A 25882-nucleotide genomic window follows, 5' to 3' on the forward strand; every position below is an offset into this window, starting at 1 on the left:
TCAGGCTCCTGTACGGTGGAGGGTAAAACTGTTGGCATAGGCTTCTGGATTGCGGCCATCCCATACGGAACCGTCCATCAGCGTACTGGTACGTAACAATTGCGCAGGCGGTGTTATCCCACCAACCGCAGCTGCCGCATCGCGCCAGATATCGGTCCGGTTGATGCGCGCGGCAATGGCTGCATAATCCGGTTGTTGCTTTAACAATCCCCAACGGCGGAACTGGGTCAGAAACCACATGCCATCGGAATGCCATGGAAAACTCACCTCGCCGTCGCGAAAAAAGCGTATGGCATGCGGATCCTGCCAGCGACGACCTGCCCCGTTGTCGTACTCACCCAGCATTCTTCCCGTCAGATAGCTTTCTTTGGTATTGAGCCAGGCCCGGCGCGCCAGAATTTGTGCTGTTTCGCGTTTGTTGGCGTCACTGGCATCTATCCAGCGCGACGCTTCAAGCAGCGCGCTAACCAGCGCCCGGGCAGTATGTGGATATTTTTCTACCCACTCCCGGCGCGTACCGAGTACTTTTTCCGGATGGTCGGGCCAGATTTCCTGAGACGTCGCCGCGGTAAAACCGATGCGGTCGTTGATCGCCCGCGCATTCCACGGCTCGCCGACGCAGAATCCGCTCATATTGCCAATGCGCATGTTCATCACCATTTGCGGAGGCGGTACCACGACGGTGCGAACATCGGTGAAAGGATTGATGTCAGCGCTGGCCAGCCAGTAATAGAGCCACATGGCATGTGTGCCGGTGGGAAAGGTATGCGCGAAGGTATAGGTTCCAGGCGCCTGCGAGACGATCAGTTTCTTCAGCGCAGACGCATCGGTAATCCCCTGCTCCAGCAGCGTTGCGGAGAGCGTGATCGCCTGCCCGTTCTGATTGAGCGTCATCAGATTGGCCATTGGCTGCGCTTTACTGGCAATCCCCAGTTCCAGTCCATACAACAGGCCGTACAGAACATGCGCCGCATCCAGCTCTCCAGAGACCAGTTTGTCACGCACTGCGGCCCAGCTTGCCTCTTTGGTCGGCACCAGCGTAATGCCGTATTTTTTATCAAAACCTTTCAACGCGGCGATAACCAGCGGCGCGCAGTCGGTTAGCGGAATAAAACCGACCCGAACGGTAGTGATCTCCGGCGCATCAGAGCCTGCCGCCCAGACCGAGGACATCAGTCCTGGAATCAGGGAACTAGCCCCCATCACGGCACTTGCCTGCAAAAACCGCCGCCGCGTTAACGAAACTGTTCTGTCACCCATACATGCTCCCCATAAAAAAAGGCGTCCAACAATGCCAAAGCATTGCAGGACGCCTTTATCCTCAAAAACAGTCAGACCGCCGTTGGCCTGCTGCTAAATTGTCTGTATGAGTGAATGCAATTCAGATGCCAGAATTACACTGACAGTTTTAGCGGGTTCAACGCGTAGCAGACGCCGTGGTGCACCCAAATATGGCAGCCGCTGCCCGCCCGTTGTGCAACTGCTATCCCTGCATCAGGGATTTGACGGTAAGCAGTGCCCGGGCGATATCCACCATCCGTTGGTTTTTATCCATCGCCATTTTTCGCAATAGCTGCCACGCCTGTTCTTCGCTGACCTGCTGGTGATTCATCAGGATGCTTTTTGCTTTATCAATCACCTTGCGCTCCTCTAAGGCGTCCTGCAATGAGGCCAACTGGGCGCTCATCTGTTCCAGCTGGCGAGCCTGCTGGCGAACAACCCACAATAATTGTTTATCCCGACGTAACGAAAGGGGTTCCTCAGCACGGTCATCAAGCCAGTTGTCGAGCGGCAAGGCGGAGGTTTCTTCTGCCAGCCGCCGCGCCACGGCGTTCAGCAATTCGGTAATCAGCATCTCTTCGAGATGGCGTAATTGTTCAAGGCGCTGCGTCTGTAGGGTAAACCAGCGTAGCGCGCTTTCACCGTTATCGAGTTGGGGTTGTCGCGTACAGGCCTGGCGTCGCAGTTGTTCGATCTCGCCCGATGCCTCGCATTGCTGGCGAAAATGCTGCACCAGCACAGGTGAAGCCAGGGAGATAAAGGTGTCAAAGCACAGCTGCTGCCCGTCGATTCTGTCCACCAGCTCCTGGCGCATCGGAGGATTAAACTCGCCCTGGGTAAAGCCAATGGCCCCTAATGCCCGCTCTTGCCCCACCAGTTCTTTACCCTGCATAAAACTGTACAGCGCTACCAGTCCACCTGCGACATGGGGATAATCGATGCTGTCGTTAAGCTGCGGTACAATACCCAGCAGATGGCGTAACATCCGGCTATAATGCTCCATCGCCTGCTGCGCATCGACAATCTGTCCGCTGACAGACTCACGCAGCGTCGTTAGCTGATCGAGACACCAGACGGTGCCAGCAATGCGGTGACACAACGCACTGCCCGCCACCGGCATAATGTGCTGGAAAAGGATATGCAGTTGCCGACACTCCTCATCTACCAGCGCCCGACTGGCACGGACCTCCCGATCATAAAGCGTACCTTGAGAACACAACCAGATATTGGATGCACCGCGTTCGCACTGTAGCATATGCACCAGATGGCTGATGCGTATCACCAGCTTACCGGACTGCGCCAGTTGGCGAAGCTGGGTGTTCTCAAGCTGGCGGGCATGGCGAAACCATTGCGTCGCGCCGGAATTTTGTGCATTTGTCATCATCTCTGCCCTCACCGATAACGGGTTATCCCTGAGGACAAGCAATATCCATGCCCCCCTGACAACAGGAGTAAAAATGCAAAAGATAGTGATCGTCGCGAACGGTGCGGCCTATGGAAGTGAATCCTTATTTAACAGCCTGCGACTGGCTATCGCCCTGCGCGAACAAGAATCGGATCTCGACCTGCGCCTGTTTTTAATGTCGGACGCGGTAACCGCGGGATTACGAGGACAGAAACCAGCGGAAGGATACAATATTCAGCAAATGCTGGAGATTCTGACGGCGCAAAATGTGCCGGTAAAACTGTGCAAAACCTGCACCGATGGCCGAGGCATAACGGAGCTGCCGTTAATCGACGGAGTCGCCGTCGGTACGCTGGTAGAACTGGCTCAATGGACGTTGGCTGCAGATAAAGTGCTAACCTTCTGATACACCGCTTTCAGGCAAGCACACTGAAAGTGTCGATAATTTCCGGATTTAATCGTAGATGGGCGCGGTTTCGTTGAACGTTAGCACGCCCTTTCAACCCTTTTGAGGGATTTTGTCACTTTTGTTTAATCGTTATGCCATTTTTTGATCAAAATCAGCATCCTGTGGCTCACCCTTTGGTGTTATGCCATGAGTGAAATGTGAACAACATCACGCAGCACTTTCGACAGAAAGTACGTTGTTTTCAAGAACGGGGTGAAAAATGGCATTAGTGAAGGCGAGTTTAAAGTTATTTGGTGGCGATACGGTGGTGGTGCGCTGTTCTGAGCGCTGTCATATCCATCTGATGAGCGAGAAAAATCACGTCAAAGACACGCAGTCCGATATTTTAAGCGTGCAGGATCGTGATAACGCATGGTTGACCGTGCCCTATACCGGCATCTGGAATGTGCTGATCGACAGCCACAGCCAGTCGCTCGAGCATTCGATAAGTTATATTGCAGCCTAAGGGTTAAATGCCCGAAGAGCGTCTGGCTTTCGGGCATACAGTTCCAGGCTGGAGTCAGGCAAACCCTGGTCGCATAACGCCTTCTGGCAGGTTCTCTCCCAACAATCGTTTGACCGTGATCACCAAATCGTTAAGACAATCATCCTGCATCCCTAACTTAACCAGCTCTTGTTCCAGCGAGAACAGATACTGGGCGTTAGTGCCTAAAGGTCCACTGGCGGCGGCAATCAGCGGCGCGATCACCTGCGCACGCGTGTCTGACTCAAACAGCGGGTGACGCGGATCCATAATAAAGACCAGCGCGTTCACCGTCCTGCCATCATCCAGCGCCAACTGACACCAGGTCGGCAGATAACAGCCGGTGATCATTTCTCGCTTCCACAGCAGCGAAAGCTCTTGTTCCAGGGATGCCTCCGGCAAGCGGTAGGCCACACCGGTGGTGCGTCCTCCTTCTTTCAGGGCCAGCATACGTCCTGGCTGACACGCCGTTCCTCGCCCCGCCGTCAGGCGCAGACAGAAAGCACGGTGCCAGCCGACTAACGTCCCGGTACAGGACTCTTCAAACTCTAAGGCCGGGTTCCACATCAACGATCCATAACCAAAGATCCACACCGGTCCATCATCTGGTCGGCAAGCGAGCGTGGCGGCCAGTGAGGCTGCACGTTGTTCCGCTGACCAGAGTAGTGATTCTTCAATAGCACCAAATGCCGTCTTACAGTCGGCATTCAATAAAAAATCACGCGTTAACACCTTACACCTCCGCCACTGCAGCTTCCCTGCGACAACTTTTTTGACGCCTTCCGGGCTTTTTTACTGCTCATTTTGAAACCAATAGCTGGACAATAGGCAATTCACCGCTCGCTTGCAAGCCAGCAACGGCGCGGCGTAGCACGATTCGCTAACGCCTGATGCTGGCTAGTTCATAAAAGCATTATAATTGATACTGTTACGTCTTTTTATGCCATTTATCATCATCACCTTTTTGATAATCATTTTTGACCGCGGCCCACGCCACCTTGTGCGCCGTCTCTTCGCGGGTGGCATCATCACGACGGTCAGATTTATCTTTATACTGTTCCCAGGCGCTGTTGAAAGCTTCTTTGTAGATGTCCTGAGCATGGGCTGGCAGAACATGCTGCACGCTGTCAGGCAGATCGCTTTTAGATTTATACGGCATTGTGAACTCCTCTTTTTAGGCTAAACCTTAAGTGTGGTTAACAATGCGGCGATACGCCAACAAAAGACATTTTTAGAAACTTTCTTCATCTAACCTTCTGTTAATTAAACAGTCTATAAACAAAGAATTTGTTTTTGACCGCTTTGAGAGGAAAAATAAGCGATGTAGTAAAATTTCGTAAAATGTCACCTACAAAACCAGGTTTTCTGTTATTTTTTACATTCTTTAATACTTTTTATAATTATAAATACCTGCAGAGATGGAGAAATTAGTTCAATGACACAAGTACATGAGGCGGTAAAAACCCGCCACAAGGAGACCTCTCTCGTCTTCCCGATTTTGGCGCTGGTAGTACTGTTCTTCTGGGGGAGCAGTCAGTCACTACCAGTGGTCATCGGTATCAATGCGCTGGCCCTTATTGGTATATTAAGCAGCGCATTTAGCGTTGTCCGTCATGCGGATGTATTAGCGCATCGACTTGGCGAACCCTACGGGTCGCTGATCCTCAGCCTGTCCGTTGTTATTCTTGAAGTCAGCTTAATCTCCGCATTAATGGCGACTGGCGATGCTGCGCCTACGCTCATGCGCGATACGCTATATTCAATCATAATGATCGTAACCGGCGGTCTGGTCGGTTTTTCTTTACTGTTAGGTGGTCGTAAATTTGCCACTCAGTATATGAACCTGTTTGGTATTAAGCAGTATTTAATCGCCCTGTTCCCGCTGGCCATTATTGTACTGGTGTTCCCAATGGCTTTACCGGGAGCGAATTTCACTACCGCGCAGGCGCTGCTGGTGGCATTAATTTCTGCGGCGATGTACGGCGTGTTTTTGCTGATACAAACTAAAACCCACCAGAGCCTGTTCATTTACGAGCATGAAGACGAGGGTGACGACGATGACCCGCATCACGGTAAACCGTCAGCCCACAGCAATATGTGGCACGCCGCCTGGCTTATCATTCATCTGATCGCTGTAATCGCCGTGACCAAGATGAACGCCAGCCCGCTGGAGACATTGCTGACTGAACTGAATGCCCCAGTGGCATTTACCGGTTTCCTGGTCGCATTGCTGATCCTCTCTCCTGAGGGTCTGGGCGCGCTGAAAGCGGTTCTGAGTAATCAGGTTCAGCGGGCGATGAATTTGTTCTTCGGTTCGGTGTTAGCCACCATTTCACTGACCGTTCCGGTCGTAACGCTGATCGCATGGGCAACCGGGAATGATTTGGTCTTTGCGCTGGGCGCGCCAGAGATGATTGTGATGGTTTCATCGCTGGTACTGTGTCATATCTCTTTCTCTACCGGACGCACCAACGTGCTTAACGGCGCGGCGCATCTGGCGCTGTTTATCGCCTATCTGATGACGATATTTGCCTGAAAAAAAGCCGGATACGACGCAATGCGTCTTATCCGGCCTGGAGTATGTTTCACTTCATTTCTTACGGTTTTGTCGGCCCGATAAGCGTTGGGCTCTCGGGCGGTCAAACCAGACTTAGTTCTCGGTATCCAGCTCGTCGAAGCTTTTCACCAGGTCATCAATCGCTTTAATCTGCGTCAGGAACTGTTCCAGCTTCGCCAGCGGCAGTGCGGATGGGCCATCGCATTTCGCATTGGCTGGATCCGGATGCGCTTCAATAAACAGACCTGCCAGGCCTACCGCCATACCGGCACGCGCCAGTTCGGTAACCTGCGCGCGACGACCACCGCTTGCTGCGCCAAACGGGTCGCGGCACTGCAGCGCATGGGTGACGTCAAAAATCACCGGTGAATTGCCGGAGACTTTCTTCATCACGCTGAAGCCAAGCATGTCCACAACCAGATTGTCATAACCAAAGTTCGCACCACGGTCGCACAGAATAACTTTATCGTTACCGCCCTCATGGAATTTATCCACGATATTACCCATCTGGCCCGGGCTTACGAACTGCGGTTTCTTCACGTTGATAACGGCACCGGTTTTCGCCATCGCTTCCACCAGATCGGTTTGACGAGCGAGGAATGCCGGCAGTTGAATCACATCCACCACGTCAGCAACAGGCTGTGCCTGGCTGGCTTCGTGAACGTCGGTGATCACTTTTACGCCAAAAGTCTGCTTCAGTTCCTGGAAGATTTTCATCCCTTCTTCAAGGCCCGGTCCACGGTAAGAGTGGATGGAAGAACGGTTGGCTTTATCAAAGGAGGCTTTGAACACGTAAGGGATACCCAGCTTTTGAGTAACGGTTACGTAGTGCTCACAAATGCGCATCGCCAGATCGCGGGATTCCAGCACGTTCATTCCGCCAAACAGCACGAACGGCAGGTCATTTGCCACGTTGATGTCGCCAATGCTAACCACTTTTTGTTTCATAGGATCGCCTTAAACGGTAGGTAAAGTGTCATTAATCAATGCAATACAATTTGCTTGTGCGAAATAGTATTAATCTGCGCACGAATCATTTCGCTGATCGGGTCTTCCGGACACTGTTCAACGAAATAACTTAAGTCGGTCAGCGCAACATGTTCACACTCGAGCTGCGCGTATATCAATCCGCGATCGCGTATTTCATACGGATCTTCGGGATTAAACTGTAATAGTGCTTCGCTGGCACGCAGCGCCAGCTCCATTTGCCGCTCTTCCATCAGCGATGATTTCAGCGTGTCGAGCAGCTTGCGGATGACTTCTGCATTATCCGCCTCATCCAGGTCTTCGTTAAACAACTCCGCGACCGGGCTGATATTCCCCTTCAGCCATACTTCCAGCGTGTGCTCATTCAACGTTTCGCCATTGAACGGATTGATTAGCCACATTTCGCCATCGAGCGATTCGATACGCAGGATAAGTTGTGTCGGGAAAATCACCGGCACCAGCGGCAGTTCCAGCCGGTTGGCAATCCACAATAAGATCGCCCCCAACGACACGGCGCTGCCCTGACGATTTTTCAGTACCTGATCAAGCCATAATGCATCAGAAAGACGATAGACGCCGTGGGTATCCGTAAACCCCCATTCGCCATAAAAAAGTGCCAGCAGTTTTTCCAGTTGCTCATCCTGAGACAGGAGCTGGCTAATTTCTTCTTGCGCCAGACTGACCAGACGTTCCAGTTCGTCATAGACAGTTTGTGTTGGAAAATCCAGACGGATAGACTCCGACGCCAGGATCATCCCATCACACAATGGCGCTTTATTAAATTCGAAATCAGCTAACGACCTCATGCTTACCCCAGTAACGGTATTTTTGTGGTGGCGAGTTTAATGATGATGTACAGCACCACCAGCGCCAGCGGAAATGCGATTAATCGCGCCTGCTGACTGCGCGCCCGACGATAATCGAGCGCAATAAAACCCAAAACGATGTAAATGATAACCCCAAACAGCTTTTCAGTCAGCCATGTCCCGTGCTCAGTGAATGGCAGGATGTGCGCTTTAACCATTAACGCCACGCCGCTGAGTAATAAAACGGTATCCACAACCGGCGGCACAACGCGCGTCCAGCGCGCGCAGGCAAGACGCGAGTCGGTGTAACGCCACCAAAAACGCAGCGTCAGCAGACCAACAGAAAGCGCAATGCTGATGAGATGGACGTTGAGTAACACACTGAAAGTATTCATGATGGGATGCGTCCAAGCGTAATTCGCTCGTTGCCGCCATAGTCACGGCAGGTTTCAACCGCCTGATAACCCGCCCGAGTAAAGGCGTCGCGGACTGCCTGTCCCTGCTGCCAGCCATGCTCCAGCATCAGATAGCCCCCGGGCGTTAACACATGCTGAGACTGGTCAATGATGTGTACGATATCCGCCAGTCCCTGATCGCCTGCCACCAGTGCCGACAGCGGTTCAAAGCGAACGTCGCCTTGCGCCAGGTGAGGATCCTGCTCGTCGATATACGGCGGATTGCTGACAATCATATCAAACCGCTGTCCCTGCAATGCACTGAACCAGTTGCTTTGCAGCACGCAAACATTGTCGATGCCCAGATGCTGTTTGTTGCGAATGGCCAGCGCCACGGCATCCGGCATACGATCGACCGCCGTCACCGCACAATCCGGACGCTCGCTTGCCAGCGCCAGCGCAATGGCGCCCGTGCCGGTTCCCAAATCGAGAATACGACACGCTGAGGCCGGCAGGCGAGCCAGCGCCTGCTCCACCAGACACTCGGTATCCGGACGAGGGATAAGCGTCGCCGCAGACACAAACAGCGGCAGCGACCAAAACTCGCGCACGCCGGTAAGATGTGCCACCGGCTCACCCCGCTGACGGCGTTCCAGTAATGTGTCGAGTTGCTGACGCTGCGCCTCGGTTAACACCGTTTCGCCGAAAGCCAGAATAAAGGTGCGACCCTTACCGGTAACAGACTCGAGTAAAATCTCGGCGTCACGGCGCGGGCTTTCGCTTGCCTGTAATTGGCTTATCGCTTCACGCAGCCAGTGCTGATAATCCATTAATCCTGCTCGGACAACGCCGCCAGTTGGTCGGCCTGGTATTCCTGGACAATCGGCTCAATGAGCATATCCAGTTTACCTTCCATCGCTTCATCCAGACGGTAGAGCGTCAGGTTAATGCGGTGATCGGTCACGCGACCCTGCGGGAAGTTATAGGTACGGTTACGATCGCTGCGATCGCCGCTACCCAACAGGTTGCGTCGTTCAGAGGCTTCCGCCTGTTGACGTCTTGCCACTTCGGCGGCACGAATTCGCGCCCCCAGCACCGACATCGCTTTCGCTTTGTTTTTGTGCTGCGAACGTTCGTCCTGGCATTCTACCACAATGCCGGTTGGCAAGTGGGTAATACGAATTGCGGAGTCGGTGGTGTTAACGTGCTGACCCCCTGCGCCTGATGAGCGGAAGGTATCAATACGCAGATCGGCCGGGTTGATGTCCGGCAGTTCGGCATCCGGTAATTCCGGCATAACCGCGACCGTACAGGCAGAGGTGTGAATACGGCCCTGTGATTCCGTCGCAGGTACGCGCTGAACGCGATGGCCGCCGGACTCAAATTTCAGTCGCCCGTAAACGCCTTCACCGCTAATCTTGGCAATGACCTCTTTAAACCCGCCATGTTCGCCTTCGCTGGCGCTCATGATCTCAACCCGCCAGCGACGGGACTCAGCATAACGGCTGTACATGCGGAACAGATCGCCGGCAAACAGTGCGGCTTCATCACCACCAGTTCCCGCACGAACTTCGAGGAAGGCGTTACGTTCGTCATCGGGATCTTTAGGTAACAGCAGAACTTGCAGATGTTGCTCCAACTGCTCGCATTTCTCTTTTGCTTCACGCAGTTCATCCTGCGCCATTTCACGCATTTCAGGATCGTCGAGCATCATCTGAGCCGTTTCGATATCTTCCTGAACCTGTTGCCAGTCCGTAAAACAGCGAGATACATCGCTTAATTGCGCATATTCACGCGACAGTGCACGAAAGCGGTCCTGGTCTGCGATAGTACCCGCATCACCGAGCAGCGCCTGAACTTCTTCATGGCGTTCATGCAGGGCTTCCAGTTTGGCAACGATAGAAGGCTTCATAGGCGTAAATGCACCCTGTAAAAAATAAGATTGGTGTGCTGCTACTCCAGCCCGAGGCTGTCGCGCAGAATATTCAGGCGTTCACTATCCCCGTCACGGGCAGCCTGTTGAAGTGATTTGGTTGGTGCATGGATCAGGCGGTTGGTCAGTTTCCAGGCCAGATCCTGCATAATGGCTTGCGCATCACCACCCTGTTGAAGAGCAGCCAACGCTTTGGCGGTCAGTTCATCACGAATTTGTTCTGATTGACTGCGATACTCGCGGATAGTGTCGCTTGCGCCCTGGGCACGTAACCAGGCCATAAACTCGCTGGCTTCCTGCTCCACAATCGTTTCGGCTTCCACGGCCGCCGCTTTGCGCTGGGCCAGGTTATGCGAAATGATGCTTTGCAGGTCGTCTACGCTGTACAGATAGGCGTTAGACAATTTACCCACTTCCGGCTCGACGTCACGCGGTACGGCGATATCCACCAGCAGCATAGGTTGATTACGACGATTTTTAAGCGCGCGTTCTACCATTCCTTTGCCGATAATCGGCAACGGGCTGGCGGTAGAACTGATAATAATATCAGCATCCTGCAAACGCGCGTCGATATCACTCAGTGAAATCACCTCAGCGCCGACTTCATCCGCCAGCACCTGCGCACGCTCACGCGTACGGTTGGCGATGATCATCTTCTTCACTTTGTGCTCACGCAGGTGTCGCGCCACCAATTCGATAGTTTCGCCTGCGCCCACTAACAGCACGGTTACCGTGGAGAGCGATTCAAATATCTGCCGCGCCAGGGTACAGGCGGCAAACGCCACCGACACGGCGCTGGCGCCGATGTCAGTTTCTGTACGTACACGTTTAGCGACAGAGAATGATTTCTGGAACATGCGTTCCAGCGCACTGGCGTTCAGGTGGCCTTTTTGCGAATCCGCAAACGCTTTTTTCACCTGCCCCAAAATTTGTGGTTCACCGAGCACCAGTGAATCCAGACCGCTGGCAACACGCATCAAATGACTAACGGCGTCGTTGTCCTGGTGCCAGTACAAGCTGTTGCGCAGGTCTTCTTCATTGAGGTTGTGGTATTCGCACAGCCAGCGAACCAGCGCTTCTTGCAGGTTATCCTGCTCTTCAACGCTGAGATACAGCTCCGTGCGGTTACACGTCGACAACACCACCCCGCCCTGCACCATTGGCTGCGCGAGCAGGCTGTCCAGCGCCTGATCGAGCGTATCCGGCGAAAACGTTACGCGTTCTCGCAGCGATACAGGTGCCGTTTTATGGTTAATACCAAGCGCTAAAAGGGTCATGTGTGCGGGAATAGTACCAGCGTTGATAAGGTTAGACTGGGTGCATCATACAGGATGCGTGCGGTCAATAAAAGAGACTGACCCCTTTTGGAGTAATGGCTTAGTGCACAAATTTAAGCGATTTAAGATAACTTGAACGTAGACGATGTCTGATGGCGGCGCTAGCATTAAGAATTATAACTGCAACGTATCTCAAGGATTTGTCATCATTATGACCCTGCCCGATTTTCGCCTGATTCGCCTGCTGCCGCTGGCGGCCCTGGTTCTTACCGCTTGTACGATCAACGCGCCGAAAGGTCCCGGCAAAAGCCCCGACTCGCCACAGTGGCGCCAGCACCAGCAGGAAGTACGCGCCCTGAACCAATATCAGACGCGCGGTGCGTTTGCTTATATCTCCGATCAACAGAAAGTGTATGCCCGCTTTTTCTGGCAACAAACCGGACAGGATCGCTATCGTCTCCTGCTGACCAACCCGCTGGGTAGCACTGAACTGGAACTCAATGCGCGGCCGGGCAGCGTCGAACTTGTCGATAACAAAGGCAAGCATTACACCGCCGACGACGCCGAAGAGATGATTGGCAAACTGACCGGCATGCCTATTCCATTGAACAGCCTGCGCCAGTGGATCCTTGGTCTGCCAGGTGACGCCACCGATTACAAGCTCGATGACCAATATCGTCTGAGTGAGGTGAACTACAGCAAAGACGGTAAAAGCTGGAAAGTGGTCTATAGCGCCTACGACAGCAAAACCCAGCCCGCGATGCCGGCAAACATGGAACTGTCCGACGGCTCCCAGCGTATTAAGCTGAAGATGGATAACTGGATTGTGAAATGATGACCCATTGGCCCTCTCCGGCAAAACTGAATCTGTTTTTATACATCACCGGGCAGCGTGCGGACGGTTACCACACGCTGCAGACGTTATTTCAGTTTCTTGATTATGGCGACACGATAGATATTGCGCCGCGCGGCGACGGCGAAATTCGCCTGTTAACCCCGGTGGAATGCGTTGCGCATGAAGACAACCTGATCGTCCGTGCGGCACGTTTGCTGATGAAGGTGGCATCTGAAAGCAATCGTCTTCCTCAAGGGAGCGGCGCCGACATCAGTATCGAAAAACGCCTGCCGATGGGCGGCGGTCTTGGCGGAGGCTCGTCTAATGCGGCGACCGTTCTGGTGGCGCTGAATCATCTCTGGCAATGCGGACTCTCGGTTGATGAACTGGCGGCACTCGGCTTAACGCTGGGGGCAGACGTTCCCGTGTTCGTGCGTGGCCATGCGGCCTTTGCCGAAGGCGTAGGAGAAATTCTGACACCGGTCGAGCCAGAGGAAAAATGGTATCTGGTTGCACACCCGGGAGTCAGTATTCCGACACCGGTGATTTTTAAAGATCCCGACCTCCCGCGTAACACGCCAAAAAGGTCAATAAAAACGTTACTAAAATGTGAATTCGGCAATGATTGCGAGGTTATCGCAAGAAAACGTTTTCGCGAGGTTGATGCGGCGCTTTCCTGGCTGTTAGAATACGCGCCGTCGCGCCTGACTGGTACAGGGGCTTGTGTCTTTGCTGAATTTGACACTGAGTCTCGTGCTCGCCAGGTGCTTGAGCAAGCCCCGGAATGGCTCAAAGGCTTTGTGGCGAAAGGTGTCAACCTCTCCCCATTGCATAGAGCGTTACTCTAAATCATTCGGGTTTCAGGAAGATGGCGAGATGACAAATCGCCAGGAGCATACAAAAGTATGTGACTGGTGCGAGAAATTGATGCCAACGCACATGAAACACGAAGGATCACGAGTAAGCCGGGCAAGCTGAGTTGCGGTGACAACGTCACCCTGTTCCAGACGTTGCATCGCGCTCTTTAATACACCGCATGGAGAGGATACTGCCTGGCCCGCACAGTTTTCGGCAGATTCTTTCCACCAATGGACGCATGCCTGAGGTTCTTCTCGTGCCTGATATGAAGCTTTTTGCTGGTAACGCCACCCCGGAACTAGCACAACGTATTGCCAACCGCCTGTACACTTCACTCGGCGACGCCGCTGTAGGTCGCTTTAGCGACGGCGAAGTCAGCGTACAAATTAATGAAAATGTACGCGGTGGTGATATTTTCATCATCCAGTCCACTTGTGCCCCTACTAACGACAACCTGATGGAATTGGTCGTTATGGTTGATGCGCTGCGCCGTGCTTCCGCAGGCCGTATCACCGCCGTTATTCCTTACTTCGGCTATGCACGTCAGGATCGTCGCGTACGTTCCGCTCGTGTACCGATTACCGCTAAAGTCGTCGCTGATTTCCTGTCCAGCGTTGGCGTTGACCGCGTCCTCACCGTTGACCTGCATGCTGAACAGATCCAGGGCTTCTTCGACGTACCGGTTGATAACGTATTCGGTAGCCCGATCCTGTTAGAAGACATGCTGCAGCTGAACCTGGATAACCCGATTGTGGTTTCTCCGGATATCGGTGGCGTCGTGCGTGCCCGCGCTATCGCTAAACTGCTGAACGATACCGACATGGCTATCATCGACAAACGTCGCCCGCGTGCAAACGTTTCTCAGGTGATGCACATTATTGGTGACGTAGCAGGTCGTGACTGCGTGCTGGTTGATGACATGATCGATACCGGCGGTACGCTGTGTAAAGCAGCAGAAGCACTGAAAGAACGTGGTGCAAAACGCGTATTTGCTTACGCAACCCACCCGATCTTCTCAGGTAATGCGGCAAACAACCTGCGCAACTCAGTGATTGACGAAGTCGTTGTCTGTGACACTATTCCACTGACTGACGAAATCAAAGCACTGCCAAACGTGCGTACATTGACCCTGTCGGGTATGCTGGCCGAAGCGATTCGTCGTATCAGCAACGAAGAATCCATCTCTGCCATGTTCGAGCATTAATCGAGCCCGGCTCAAAAACCCGCTGCGGCGGGTTTTTTTATCTGTAATACTTATTTGTATGACTTTTGCCTACTTCACCTGCCATTTAGTTGACAGATGATGCGCTCATGGATGAAACATTATTGTGAACAGATTATTTTCCTCACATGTGATGCCTTTCCGCGCCCTCATCGACGCTTGTTGGAAAGAAAAATATACCGCTTCTCGCTTTACCCGCGACCTGATCGCCGGGATTACCGTTGGGATCATTGCCATTCCGCTGGCGATGGCCCTGGCAATAGGCAGTGGCGTTGCGCCGCAGTACGGCCTGTATACCTCAGCCGTCGCTGGGATTGTCATCGCCCTTACCGGGGGATCGCGCTTTAGCGTATCAGGTCCAACCGCCGCCTTCGTGGTGATTCTGTATCCGGTGTCGCAACAGTTTGGGCTGGCAGGCCTGCTGGTTGCCACGCTGATGTCCGGGATATTCCTGATCCTTTTCGGCCTCGCCCGCTTTGGTCGCCTGATCGAATATATCCCGGTGTCCGTTACGTTAGGTTTTACCTCGGGTATTGGTATCACCATCGGTACCATGCAGATTAAGGATTTTCTTGGCCTGCAGATGGCTCATGTCCCGGAGCACTACCTGCAGAAGGTCGGCGCGCTGTTTATGGCCCTGCCGACCATCAACGTTGGCGATGCCGCTATTGGCGTAGTGACGCTGGGGATCCTGATTTTCTGGCCGCGTCTGGGGATTCGACTGCCGGGTCACCTTCCTGCACTGCTGGCAGGCTGTGCGGTAATGGGGATCGTGAACCTCACCGGCGGGCATGTTGCCACCATCGGCTCTCAGTTCCACTACATTCTGGCTGATGGCTCACAGGGCAATGGTATCCCACAGCTGCTACCGCAGTTGGTATTACCGTGGAATATGCCGGAGTCAAACTTTACCCTGAGCTGGAGTTCGTTACAGGCGCTGTTACCGGCGGCCTTCTCGATGGCGATGCTCGGGGCGATCGAATCTCTGCTGTGCGCCGTCGTACTCGATGGGATGACCGGCACCAAACATAAAGCTAACAGCGAACTAATTGGTCAGGGACTGGGTAACATCGTCGCGCCGTTCTTCGGTGGTATCACCGCCACAGCGGCAATTGCCCGTTCTGCGGCAAACGTCCGCGCCGGGGCGACCTCGCCGATCTCTGCGGTTATCCACGCGATTCTGGTGATCCTTGCCCTGCTGGTGCTTGCGCCGCTACTTTCCTGGTTGCCGCTTTCCGCCATGGCCGCTCTGCTGCTGATGGTGGCATGGAACATGAGTGAAGCGCATAAAGTGGTGGATCTGCTGCGTCATGCGCCGAAAGACGACATCATCGTCATGCTGATGTGTATGTCGCTGACGGTGCTGTTCGACATGGTTATCGCCATCAGCGTCGGTATCGTTCTCGCCTCTCTGCTGTTTATGCGTCGTATTGCACGCATGACGCGTCTGGCGCCGGTCAACGTTGACGTACCGGACGATGTGCTGGTATTGCGCGTCATTGGCCCACTATTCTTTGCCGCTGCGGAAGGATTATTTACCGACCTCGAGTCACGTATTGCAGGTAAACGCATCGTGGTCCTGAAGTGGGACGCGGTCCCGGTACTGGATGCCGGTGGTCTGGATGCTTTCCAGCGTTTTGTCAAACGGCTGCCGGAAGGTTGTGAATTACGCATCAGTAATCTGGAATTCCAGCCGCTACGTACCATGGCGCGCGCAGGCATTCAGCCGATTGCCGGGCGCCTGACTTTCTTCCCGAATAAAGACGCCGCGCTGGCAGACATCATCTAACCGTAGCCCGGCCAGGCGAAGCGCCGCCGGGGCGACAAATGACAGAAAAAAAAATGGCTCCCACATGTGGGAGCCATTTTTATAACAAGCTTATTGCTTAGGCTTTCAGCAGTTGCTCAGCCGTTGCCTTCACGCTTGCCAGCAGAACTTTAACGTCCTCCAGACACACGGTAGGATTCAGCAGCGTCAGCTTCAGGCAGGTGACGCCATCTGCTTCGGTCACGCCGACGTTGGCGCTACCGGAAGCCAGCAGAACGTCACCAATACGCTGGTTCAGCAGCGCAACGAAGGCCATGTCGTCACTTTGCGGGCGGAAGCGGAACAGTACGCTTGCCAGCTGCGGCTCCATCACCAGTTCCAGATGCGGCTGGGTTTTCACAAACTCAGCCACATCACGCGCCAGTGTTACGCCGTTATCAATGATTTCGGCATACTGCTTTTTGCCCAGCGCTTCGAGGCCCATCCACAGCTTCAGCGCGTCGAAACGACGCGTGGTCTGCAGCGACTTCGACACCAGGTTTGGCACGCCAGCCTCTTCATCGAAATCAGAGTTCAGGTATGCCGCCTGATAGCGCATCAGCTCATAGTGACGCGCGTCTTTTAACAGGAACGCGCCGCAGCTGATGGTCTGGAAGAACTGCTTGTGGAAGTCCAGGGTGACGGAATCCGCCAGCTCCAGGCCATTCAGGAAGTGACGATACTTCTCAGAAAGCAGTAGCGCCCCGCCCCATGCCGCATCCACGTGCATCCAGATCTGGTTTTCTGCCGCCAGCGCCGCGATATCCGCTAACGGATCAATTGCGCCCGCATCGGTCGTTCCGGCCGTGGCAACAATCGCCATCACCTGCTCGCCGTTGGCTTTCGCCTGGGCCAGCTTGTCTTTCAGGTCTGCCAGATCCATACGTGAGAAGGCATCGGTCTTCACCTGGGTGACGGAACGGTAGCCCAGCCCCATCAGCGCCATGTTCTTCTGTACGGAAAAATGCGCACTTTCAGAGCAGAACACTTTGATTTTGCTCAGATCGCCGGTCAGACCATTCTGCTGAATGGAGTGCCCCTGGCGTGCGAAGAAGGCATCACGCGCCAGCATCAGACCCATCAGGTTGCTCTGGGTGCCGCCGCTGGTGAATACGCCCGCGTCGCCTGCGCCGTAGCCTACCTGCTCACGCAGCCATTCGATCAGTTTGATCTCAATGATGGTGGCCGACGGGCTCTGGTCCCAGGAGTCCATGCTCTGGTTGGTGGCATTGATCAGCACTTCCGCCGCCTGGCTAATCACCAGGCTTGGACAGTGCAGGTGCGCGACGCACTGCGCATGGTGAACCAACAAGCTGTCTTTCAGAAAGTATTCAACCGCACGCTCAATAGCGGCCTGGTTGCCCAGGCCCTGAGACGTAAAATTCAGGTTGATACGTTCACGCAGCTGTTCAACGGTTTTGCCCTGATACATCTCAGGCTGCTTCAACCATTCAACGACGGCTTGCGTACTCTGCTCGATAGCGTCCTGATAGGCAGCGATACTTTGCGCCGAGCCGGACAGAATCGGGTTTACGTCTGACATTCGATCCAACTCCGTTTAAACCGGCTTCACGCCAGCGCCCAGCAGGGCGTTTTCGAATTTATCGAGGAAAATTTCCAGCTCAGCGTTGGTGATCAGCAGAGACGGCAGCAGACGCAGGACGCAGCCATTGCGACCACCGCGCTCCAGAATCAGGCCGTTTTCGAAGCATTTTTTCTGCAGCAGCGCGGACAGTTCGCCATCGGCCGGGTAGCAGCCCATGTGATCCTGCGCTTCGCCCGGCTTCACGATTTCCAGACCGATCATCAGACCGAGGCCACGCACCTGGCCGATAACCGGGTAGCGTTTCTGCAGGTCAGCCAGTTTGCCTTTCAGCCACTCGCCCTGGGCGGCAACTTTATCGGCAATCTTATCGTCTTTGAGGATCTTCAGCGTTGTCAGACCGGTCGCCATCGCCAGCTGGTTACCGCGGAAGGTGCCAGTGTGGTGGCCCGGAGACCACGCGTCGAACTGCTTCTTAATACCCAGCACCGCCAACGGCAGACCGCCGCCAACCGCTTTGGACATCACGATGATGTCTGGCTCAATACCGGCGTGTTCGAAGGCGAACAGTTTACCGGTACGCGCGAATCCAGCCTGAACTTCATCGATAATCAGCAGAATGCCGTGTTCCTGCGTCACTTTACGAATGCGCTGCAGCCACTCGACCGGAGCCGGGTTCACGCCGCCTTCGCCCTGCACCGCTTCGAGGATCACGGCTGCCGGTTTACGCACGCCGCTTTCAACGTCGTTGATCAGGTTTTCGAAGTAGTAGGTTAATGCTTTCACGCCAGCCTCGCCGCCGATACCCAGCGGGCAGCGGTACTGATGCGGATACGGCATAAACTGCACTTCCGCCATCATGTTGCTGACGGCTTCTTTCGGCGACAGGTTGCCGGTCACGGACAGCGCACCGTGCGTCATCCCGTGGTAGCCACCAGAGAAGCTAATGATGCTGGAACGGCCGGTGACTTTCTTCGCCAGCTTCAGCGCCGCTTCAACGGCATCAGCGCCGGACGGCCCGGTGAACTGCAGGCAATATTCTTTGCCCTGGCCCGGTAATAAGGAAAGTAAATAAGATGAGAATTCATCTTTTAACGGCGTGGTAAGGTCAAGCGTATGTAACGGTAAGCCGCTTGTGATGACACTTTGAATGCTTTGCAGCACTTCAGGATGGTTATGACCAAGCGCCAGAGTTCCGGCGCCTGCCAGACAATCAAGATATTGATTATTTTCTACATCAGTAATCCAGACGCCCTGTGCTTTGGCAATTGCCAATGGCAGTTTACGCGGATAGCTGCGGACATTAGATTCAAACTCAGCCTGTCTTGCTAAAAAGGTATCATTGCTCTGTGGTAATGAATTAGCACTTAAAGTATCAATACGGACTTTATCCGTCATCATATCACTCCTACAACCAGGTGTAGATTAACGCCTGATTGAATAAATGGTTATAAGGATTACCTGTAAAAAAGCGCGGCTAATATATGTTGTTTTAGCACAGGACTCAATCATTTATTTTCCCGTCGCTTAAATAAGCATTTTTACCTTAAAATTCAAAACGTAACACTCATTCAACATTACGAAATCATAAAGTAATATAGCTATTTATTTTACAAAACCGTACCCAGTTGCAACGCCTGTGTTGTAATAAAAACCATGGAATTTTCATGTTTTTATTATTTTTTTACACGTTTTTACCATTAATAATGTACGCGTTTTCTTGTTACGACATGATTTTTCACTTATTTATCGATAAATCGAATAAAAAAGTCGATCCCTAAATATAAATCACTTAGTATGGCGCGCTTATTTACAGGCTATGTAGATAAAATTAATGCGCAGCACCCGATAACGCGTACAGGCGACACGCGGTATCGACAACAGGTATTCCCTGGGTTGTCAGCAGAAATGTTCGCGGGCGGACATTTCGTAAGGTGAACGTCGTTCCCTTATGCCGAGAATGAAAATTTTCTAGCCATACTTTTATGGCGCCCTGATATGAGATTGTTATGACTCGCATTTATCCACCATCCGTCGTTGCCAAATTTGGCGGCACCAGCGTCGCTGATTTTGATGCGATGAACCGCAGCGCCAGCATTGTCCTTGCTGATCACGATGTCCGTTTAGTCGTACTGTCTGCTTCCGCAGGCGTCACAAACTTACTGGTCGAGCTTTCTGAAGGTCTGGAAACGCATCAACAATTAGATAAGCTTGAGACCTTACGCGCCATCCAATACAACATTATTTCCCGCCTGAAGCAGCCGTCCGTTATCAGTACGGAAATCGATAATCTTCTCAACAATATTCGTCATCTTGCGCAAACGGCGACGGTTTCACCGTCCGATGCGCTAAGCGATGATTTGGTTAGTCACGGCGAGCTGATGTCCTCTTTGCTGTTTACTGAAGTGTTACGTGAACGGCATGCTGAGGCCGGGTGGTTTGACGCCCGCAGCGTAATGCGTACCAATTCGAACTTCGGCTGCGCGGAACCCGAACTTAGCACCCTGCACCACCAGGTGGAAACTCACTTGCGCCCTCGTCTTGAGCAAGCGGTTATGGTGACTCAGGGATTTATTGGCCGTGATGCCGCTGGGCATACCACAACGCTTGGACGCGGCGGTAGTGATTACACGGCAACGCTTCTCGGTGAGGCGCTTCACGCCACACGCGTGGACATCTGGACCGACGTTGCAGGGATCTACACCACCGATCCGCGCATTGCGCCGCGGGCCAAACGCATCGACCACATCTCATTTTCCGAGGCCAGCGATATGGCCGCCTACGGGGCGAAGGTCCTCCACCCGGCTACGCTGCTCCCGGCAATGCGTAAAAGCATTCCGGTCTTTGTAGGCTCCAGTAAGGATACTGCCGCCGGAGGTACGCTGGTACACAATACCACCGATAATCCACCGCGCTACCGTGCGCTTGCCGTGCGCCGTAAACAGACGTTGTTGCGATTACATCGTCTCGAGGCACAGCCGTTCTGTTCTTTCCTGGCACAGTCCTTCGCCATTTTAGCTCGCCACGCGGTCACGGTGGATTTGGTTACAACCTCAGAGAATAGTATTGCGTTGGCGCTGGACGCCACTCATGCAACCTCAGGTGAAGACCATGTGCTGACCACGGCATTGTTTACCGCATTGTCCTCGCACTGTCGTGTGGAAGTGGAAACCGGACTGGCATTAGTCACTTTGGTGGGGAATCAACTGACTCAGGCTGCGGGGGTTTGCAAAGACGTTTTTGCCTGGCTCGAAGAGCATACGGTGCGAATGATTTGCCACGGTGCGTCAAACGATAACCTGAGCATTCTGTTACCGGCTGAAGCTGCGGATAGCGCGGTTAAGGCGTTACATTATCGATTATTCGAATAACGTTTCTTATATTCGGTAGTGAACAGAAGAGCGTTTAATGCAAGTGTAATGAACAAACAGAGCCCTGGTTTTTCGACCAGGACTTTGTGTTCTTAACGCAGCACTTATTTAGTTATGACGATGATTGGTATCACCGCGACGGCAGCGTTTGTCATAATGGCGCACCCACCAGTAACGGTCACTGATTTGTTCATGCCCACCCACTCTGGCACCTGCCAACCAGAGAACACCACCAACAAAAATACTGAGCACGGCACCATGTGCGAAAAACTGTGGCAGATTAAATTGCGGCAGTTGGTTTAAAATAGAGTAACCGACACCACCTACCATCACCACCAACCCTAAAGCCATGAGCACGTTACCGAGTAACGAAGCGTTTTTGCGTTTCATGTGTCACCTCCGGAACTTTGGGTTGTTACAGGGAATACCCCTAATCCTTATGTGTAAAGTATAGACAACACTGCCGTTCGCAAGTGCGGGAGCGATCACAATTACAAACACTCACGCAACAAAACTTTACAAATAAGCTACTGAACACACTCAATTTCTAATAGTCCATTTGTGCAATTATTCAGCTTTTGGCGATTAGTACGCAGTTTTTTGTCAACAGCAGCCTCAGACAGTAAACTACACGTCGTTTATGGAAACACTCAGGACAAAATACGTGGCGATTAAATTGATTGTCGGCCTGGCGAACCCCGGCGCAGAGTATGCGGCAACGCGACACAACGCAGGCGCATGGTATGTCGATCTTCTGGCAGAGAGATTACGCGCTCCCCTGCGCGATGAGCCGAAATTCTTCGGCTATACCTCCAGAGTAACGCTCGAAGGGGAAGATGTTCGTTTGCTGGTGCCGACCACATTTATGAATCTGAGCGGCAAGGCTGTCGGCGCGATGGCCAGTTTTTATCGAATTAATCCCGATGAAATTTTGGTCGCACACGACGAGTTAGACCTGCCGCCTGGTGTAGCCAAATTTAAGCTTGGCGGCGGTCATGGCGGACACAATGGCCTGAAAGACATCATCAGTAAGTTGGGCAATAACCCTAACTTTCATCGTTTACGCGTCGGAATTGGGCATCCGGGCGATAAAAACAAGGTTGTCGGATTTGTTTTAGGCAAACCGCCTGTTTCAGAACAGAAGTTAATCGATGAAGCGATTGACGAAGCGGCACGTTGTACCGAGATTTTATTCAAAGATGGCCTGACCAAGGCAACGAGCCGGTTACACACCTTTAAAGCGCAATAAGCAGCGATGTGCGGCATTTTTCTCGCGTGCTGTGTATAATAGGCAAAGTTATTTACTTTTCTACAATCTGTTTTCTATAACAGATTGAATATCAAAAGATTAAGGTGATTTAAACATGGGATTCAAATGCGGTATCGTCGGTTTGCCAAACGTAGGCAAATCTACCCTGTTCAACGCGCTCACAAAAGCGGGTATTGAAGCGGCAAACTTCCCGTTCTGTACTATCGAGCCGAACACGGGTGTTGTCCCGATGCCCGATCCGCGTCTGGATCAGCTGGCCGAAATCGTCAAACCGCAGCGTATCCTGCCAACCACGATGGAATTCGTCGACATTGCCGGTCTGGTAAAAGGCGCATCCAAAGGTGAAGGCCTGGGTAACCAGTTTCTGACCAACATCCGTGAAACCGAAGCTATCGGCCATGTGGTTCGCTGCTTTGAAAACGACAACATCATCCACGTTAATAACAAAGTGGATCCGGCTGACGACATTGAAGTTATCAATACCGAACTTGCACTGTCTGACCTGGATACCTGTGAGCGCGCTATCCATCGCGTACAGAAGAAGGCCAAGGGCGGCGATAAAGACGCTAAAGCGGAACTGGCTGCGCTGGAAAAATGCCTGCCACAGCTGGAAAACGCCGGCATGTTGCGCGCTTTGAAAACGCTGACCGAAGAAGACAAAGCAGCCATCAAATACCTGAGCTTCCTGACGCTGAAGCCAACGATGTATATCGCCAACGTCAACGAAGATGGTTTTGAAAACAACCCATACCTCGATAAAGTGCGCGAAATCGCGGCGGCAGAAGGGTCTGTTGTTGTTGCCGTTTGCGCTGCCGTTGAAGCTGACATCGCAGAACTCGATGATGCTGACCGTGAAGAATTCATGGCTGAAATGGGTCTGGAAGAGCCGGGCCTGAACCGCGTTATCCGCGCTGGTTACGAGCTGCTGAACCTGCAGACCTACTTCACCGCTGGCGTGAAAGAAGTCCGCGCGTGGACCATCCCTGTCGGTGCGACCGCTCCGCAGGCTGCCGGTAAGATCCACACCGACTTCGAGAAAGGCTTTATCCGTGCGCAAACCATCGCGTTTGAAGACTTCATCACCTACAAGGGTGAGCAAGGCGCGAAAGAAGCCGGTAAGATGCGTGCGGAAGGTAAAGACTACATCGTTAAAGATGGCGACGTGATGAACTTCCTGTTCAACGTCTAAATAAAATCTGCTGTCTCATGAGATCTCAATACATCTCATAAGAATCACTAAAAACTATAAAATCCACGCAATTGCGTGGATTTTTCATTTCACAGACTTATTCAGGTAAACATAGCCATCACATGCCCAATTGTTTTATGAATTTAATTCATAGCGGCTATTTAATGTGCGTAATTATCTTTCTGCCCAGTTTCGTTAAGCTGAACAATAAATACTGAATAAGTCGATACCCCTCGGGGTATCGACAGATACGGATTAAATATTTTTATCAAAAAAGACATCTAACTTTTGCATCGCCTGGTCAACGTACTCAGGAACCCAATAAGTCTCGATGTGAGTAGCGCCATCGATCAATAAGAGTTCTTTGTCCTTCGTACCGGTGGCTTTCGCGAACGCATCTTCAGTCATATAGAGCGTATCCGCTTTTGTACCGGCAATCATCAGCAGCGGTTGATTGATGAGATTGATATGGTCCGTGACGTCAAAACTCATCAAATCCAGCAGACTGCTGGTGGTGTATTTAAACGTAGAGTTCGGGTGGGCGTGAGTTTTCCAGTAATACTCGTAGCCCTGGCGATATAAGGCAAAGGGTAATTTAGCAATCTGTTCATCAGTCAGATTGGCATCGCCGGAGTAAAGCACTTCGCCTCCGGCAGCTTCCTGAGCGCGTGCGTCAGAAGCCTGCTGAAGACGCTGCTGGATAGTATCCAGCTGTGAATCCTGCATACCGTTACGTCGCACCAGGCCTGAATTAAACATACTGATGGTCGCTATCGATTTGAACCGCTTGTCAGTTTCGGCGGCTACCAGTGAATACCCGCCGCCTCCGCAAATACCCAGCAGACCAAGGCGGGCGGTATCTACGCCGGGGTACTGGCTGATGTAATCAGCCATACCGTGGATATCCTCAATGCGATTAGCGGGTTTATCCACGCTGCGAGGCATCCCACCGCTAGCCCCCTGATAAGCCGCGTCGGCGGTAATCGTGATGTAGCCCTGTTCGGCGAGACGCTGGGCATACAACCCGGCGACCTGTTCTTTTACGCCGCCATTAGGATGTGCCACCACCACGGCAGGATATTTTTTGGCGGGATCGTAGTTAGCAGGGGTATAGACATTCGCAGCAATCTGGATGCCATGCAGATCGTATTTCACGGGGTGAATATTGACCTTGCCTTTAACGTTCTCAGTGATGGCGCCGTCATAGGCCAGCGTGAATGGATTTTTTTTGTAATCGGCCGCATTGGCTGAGGTCACTCCAGCCATTGCCGTGAGCAATATTGCGCTGATAAGCGTGAATTTCATGGTCTCTCCCGATGAGTGTCAGCCTGGTTATTCAGGCTCGCGGATTAAATTTGCAGGCTCAGATTAGGGTGCGAGCGCTGTCAGCATCCTGACGCGGAAATAACATTTTTGTCAGGTAACCGTCAGCTTTATGTTGGCAATCAGAAGGCAAAATGGTCTCAGTAACAGGGTTGTTCAGGTATTGAAGCACCGATGAAAAGCTAAGAGGAAGTCCCGTTATGCGCCTGTTGTTAGTCGAAGATGAAGAAAAAACGTCAACATACCTTAACCGTGCGTTGAGCGAGTTCGGATTTACGGTAGATGTCTCTGCAGACGGCGCTGAAGGTCTTCATTATGCGCTGGAGTTCGACTACGACGCGATAATACTGGATGTGATGCTGCCGGGGATGGATGGTTACCGGGTACTTGAGGGTGTGCGAGCAGCCAAACAGACGCCGGTGCTGATGCTTTCGGCACGGGGTTCGGTCGATGAACGCGTTAAAGGGCTGCGTCTTGGCGCGGATGATTATCTGCCCAAGCCCTTTTCGCTTATTGAGCTGGTGGCGCGTATTCAGGCCCTGGTGCGTCGTCGTTCTACGGATGGCGTGGACATCACTCAACTGTAAATTCACGACCTGCATCTCGACCTGCTGGCTCGTCGGGTATTTCGCGCCGGAACACGGCTGGAACTGACCGCGAAAGAGTTTTCCCTGTTGAGCCTTCTGGCCCGACATCAGGGAGAGATCCTGTCAAAGATGATGATTGCTGAGCAGATATGGGATATGAACTTTGATAGCGATGCCAACGTGGTTGAAGTGGCCATTAAACGCCTGCGAGCCAAAGTGGATGCCCCGTTCGATATCAAACTGCTGCATACCGTTCGTGGCATGGGTTATGTCCTCGAAGTCCGGTCCAAATAAATGAAGGGGA

The 25882-nt window shown here is 52.7% G+C and carries 24 protein-coding genes and 1 pseudogene; 11 read left to right on the forward strand and 14 right to left on the reverse strand.

What is annotated here, in order from left to right; translation table 11 throughout:
- Both OGW16_RS18345 and nasR read right to left on the reverse strand, forming a co-directional pair.
- A complete protein-coding gene (locus tag OGW16_RS18345) occupies window positions 1-1260 on the reverse strand; it encodes a CmpA/NrtA family ABC transporter substrate-binding protein (RefSeq protein ID WP_047410736.1) in 1260 nt (419 codons plus the stop codon).
- Between the two features lie 223 nt (window positions 1261-1483).
- On the reverse strand, window positions 1484-2665 hold the full coding sequence (nasR, locus tag OGW16_RS18350) for a nitrate regulatory protein NasR (protein ID WP_213732986.1): 1182 nt from the start codon (window positions 2663-2665) through the stop codon (window positions 1484-1486).
- Window positions 2666-2738: 73 nt separating this feature from the next.
- Between nasR and OGW16_RS18355 the strand changes: the two genes are divergently transcribed.
- Window positions 2739-3092 (forward strand): DsrE/DsrF/TusD sulfur relay family protein, encoded by a 354-nt coding sequence (locus tag OGW16_RS18355; RefSeq protein WP_043016119.1) that lies wholly within the window; start codon window positions 2739-2741, stop codon window positions 3090-3092.
- 262 nt (window positions 3093-3354) lie between these two features.
- Complete coding sequence (locus tag OGW16_RS18360; protein WP_003020763.1) at window positions 3355-3600, forward strand: DUF1883 domain-containing protein; 246 nt, start codon at window positions 3355-3357, stop codon at window positions 3598-3600.
- A 54-nt stretch (window positions 3601-3654) separates the two neighbouring features.
- On the opposite strand, the gene OGW16_RS18365 is transcribed toward OGW16_RS18360, so the two are convergent.
- Both OGW16_RS18365 and chaB read right to left on the reverse strand, forming a co-directional pair.
- Window positions 3655-4350: a gamma-glutamylcyclotransferase gene (locus tag OGW16_RS18365; RefSeq protein ID WP_060682116.1), complete on the reverse strand. Its 696-nt coding sequence runs from the start codon at window positions 4348-4350 to the stop codon at window positions 3655-3657.
- 196 nt (window positions 4351-4546) lie between these two features.
- Window positions 4547-4777, reverse strand: coding sequence for a putative cation transport regulator ChaB (gene chaB / locus OGW16_RS18370; RefSeq protein WP_043016118.1), 231 nt, complete (start codon window positions 4775-4777; stop codon window positions 4547-4549).
- Between the two features lie 276 nt (window positions 4778-5053).
- On the opposite strand from chaB, the gene chaA reads away from it, so the two are divergent.
- Complete coding sequence (gene chaA / locus OGW16_RS18375; protein WP_003020769.1) at window positions 5054-6154, forward strand: sodium-potassium/proton antiporter ChaA; 1101 nt, start codon at window positions 5054-5056, stop codon at window positions 6152-6154.
- A gap of 114 nt (window positions 6155-6268) precedes the next feature.
- On the opposite strand, the gene kdsA is transcribed toward chaA, so the two are convergent.
- From kdsA to hemA, 6 genes are read right to left on the reverse strand one after another with little or no spacing between them, the layout of a single operon-like run.
- Entirely contained in the window at window positions 6269-7123 is an 855-nt protein-coding gene (gene kdsA, locus OGW16_RS18380; protein ID WP_003020772.1) for a 3-deoxy-8-phosphooctulonate synthase, read from the reverse strand.
- A gap of 35 nt (window positions 7124-7158) precedes the next feature.
- On the reverse strand, window positions 7159-7968 hold the full coding sequence (sirB1, locus tag OGW16_RS18385; protein ID WP_003020775.1) for an invasion regulator SirB1: 810 nt from the start codon (window positions 7966-7968) through the stop codon (window positions 7159-7161).
- 2 nt (window positions 7969-7970) lie between these two features.
- Entirely contained in the window at window positions 7971-8363 is a 393-nt protein-coding gene (sirB2, locus tag OGW16_RS18390) for an invasion regulator SirB2 (protein ID WP_043016117.1), read from the reverse strand.
- The gene (prmC, locus tag OGW16_RS18395; RefSeq protein WP_087050477.1) at window positions 8360-9193 is read right to left on the reverse strand and encodes a peptide chain release factor N(5)-glutamine methyltransferase; all 834 of its coding nucleotides are present in this window, start codon (window positions 9191-9193) and stop codon (window positions 8360-8362) included. Before prmC ends, sirB2 begins: the two co-directional genes overlap by 4 nt.
- A complete protein-coding gene (gene prfA, locus OGW16_RS18400; protein ID WP_003020786.1) occupies window positions 9193-10275 on the reverse strand; it encodes a peptide chain release factor 1 in 1083 nt (360 codons plus the stop codon). The genes prmC and prfA overlap by 1 nt, the downstream gene beginning before the upstream one ends.
- A gap of 41 nt (window positions 10276-10316) precedes the next feature.
- Entirely contained in the window at window positions 10317-11573 is a 1257-nt protein-coding gene (hemA, locus tag OGW16_RS18405; protein ID WP_003833420.1) for a glutamyl-tRNA reductase, read from the reverse strand.
- Between the two features lie 211 nt (window positions 11574-11784).
- Between hemA and lolB the strand changes: the two genes are divergently transcribed.
- The 4 genes from lolB to dauA all read left to right on the forward strand — a co-directional run bounded on the left by lolB (window position 11785) and on the right by dauA (window position 16277).
- Entirely contained in the window at window positions 11785-12408 is a 624-nt protein-coding gene (lolB, locus tag OGW16_RS18410; RefSeq protein WP_213732454.1) for a lipoprotein insertase outer membrane protein LolB, read from the forward strand.
- Window positions 12405-13256, forward strand: a complete 852-nt coding sequence (gene ispE, locus OGW16_RS18415) for a 4-(cytidine 5'-diphospho)-2-C-methyl-D-erythritol kinase (protein ID WP_213732985.1) — start codon at window positions 12405-12407, stop codon at window positions 13254-13256. Before lolB ends, ispE begins: the two co-directional genes overlap by 4 nt.
- Before the next feature lie 266 nt (window positions 13257-13522).
- Complete coding sequence (gene prs, locus OGW16_RS18420; protein ID WP_001518537.1) at window positions 13523-14470, forward strand: ribose-phosphate diphosphokinase; 948 nt, start codon at window positions 13523-13525, stop codon at window positions 14468-14470.
- Window positions 14471-14594: 124 nt separating this feature from the next.
- A complete protein-coding gene (gene dauA, locus OGW16_RS18425; protein WP_072033928.1) occupies window positions 14595-16277 on the forward strand; it encodes a C4-dicarboxylic acid transporter DauA in 1683 nt (560 codons plus the stop codon).
- Between the two features lie 97 nt (window positions 16278-16374).
- On the opposite strand, the gene OGW16_RS18430 is transcribed toward dauA, so the two are convergent.
- Both OGW16_RS18430 and OGW16_RS18435 read right to left on the reverse strand, forming a co-directional pair.
- Window positions 16375-17838 (reverse strand): pyridoxal phosphate-dependent decarboxylase family protein, encoded by a 1464-nt coding sequence (locus OGW16_RS18430; protein ID WP_100194288.1) that lies wholly within the window; start codon window positions 17836-17838, stop codon window positions 16375-16377.
- A gap of 15 nt (window positions 17839-17853) precedes the next feature.
- On the reverse strand, window positions 17854-19239 hold the full coding sequence (locus OGW16_RS18435) for a diaminobutyrate--2-oxoglutarate transaminase (RefSeq protein ID WP_100194287.1): 1386 nt from the start codon (window positions 19237-19239) through the stop codon (window positions 17854-17856).
- A gap of 608 nt (window positions 19240-19847) precedes the next feature.
- On the opposite strand from OGW16_RS18435, the gene lysC reads away from it, so the two are divergent.
- The gene (gene lysC, locus OGW16_RS18440) at window positions 19848-21209 is read left to right on the forward strand and encodes a lysine-sensitive aspartokinase 3 (protein ID WP_199994766.1); all 1362 of its coding nucleotides are present in this window, start codon (window positions 19848-19850) and stop codon (window positions 21207-21209) included.
- 108 nt (window positions 21210-21317) lie between these two features.
- Here lysC and ychH read toward each other — a convergent pair whose 3' ends face one another.
- Window positions 21318-21599, reverse strand: coding sequence for a stress-induced protein YchH (gene ychH / locus OGW16_RS18445; protein WP_003833480.1), 282 nt, complete (start codon window positions 21597-21599; stop codon window positions 21318-21320).
- Window positions 21600-21873: 274 nt separating this feature from the next.
- Between ychH and pth the strand changes: the two genes are divergently transcribed.
- Window positions 21874-22458 (forward strand): aminoacyl-tRNA hydrolase, encoded by a 585-nt coding sequence (gene pth, locus OGW16_RS18450; protein WP_003020814.1) that lies wholly within the window; start codon window positions 21874-21876, stop codon window positions 22456-22458.
- Between the two features lie 115 nt (window positions 22459-22573).
- Window positions 22574-23668: a redox-regulated ATPase YchF gene (ychF, locus tag OGW16_RS18455; protein WP_043016108.1), complete on the forward strand. Its 1095-nt coding sequence runs from the start codon at window positions 22574-22576 to the stop codon at window positions 23666-23668.
- A gap of 255 nt (window positions 23669-23923) precedes the next feature.
- On the opposite strand, the gene OGW16_RS18460 is transcribed toward ychF, so the two are convergent.
- Complete coding sequence (locus tag OGW16_RS18460) at window positions 23924-24973, reverse strand: alpha/beta hydrolase (protein WP_100194285.1); 1050 nt, start codon at window positions 24971-24973, stop codon at window positions 23924-23926.
- Window positions 24974-25191: 218 nt separating this feature from the next.
- On the opposite strand from OGW16_RS18460, the pseudogene OGW16_RS18465 reads away from it, so the two are divergent.
- A pseudogene (locus OGW16_RS18465) lies at window positions 25192-25872 on the forward strand (heavy metal response regulator transcription factor).
- Window positions 25873-25882 lie beyond the last annotated feature (10 nt).

The sequence above is a fragment of the Citrobacter sp. Ce104 genome (assembly GCF_030334595.1).
In the GTDB taxonomy this organism is placed as follows: domain Bacteria; phylum Pseudomonadota; class Gammaproteobacteria; order Enterobacterales; family Enterobacteriaceae; genus Citrobacter; species Citrobacter europaeus.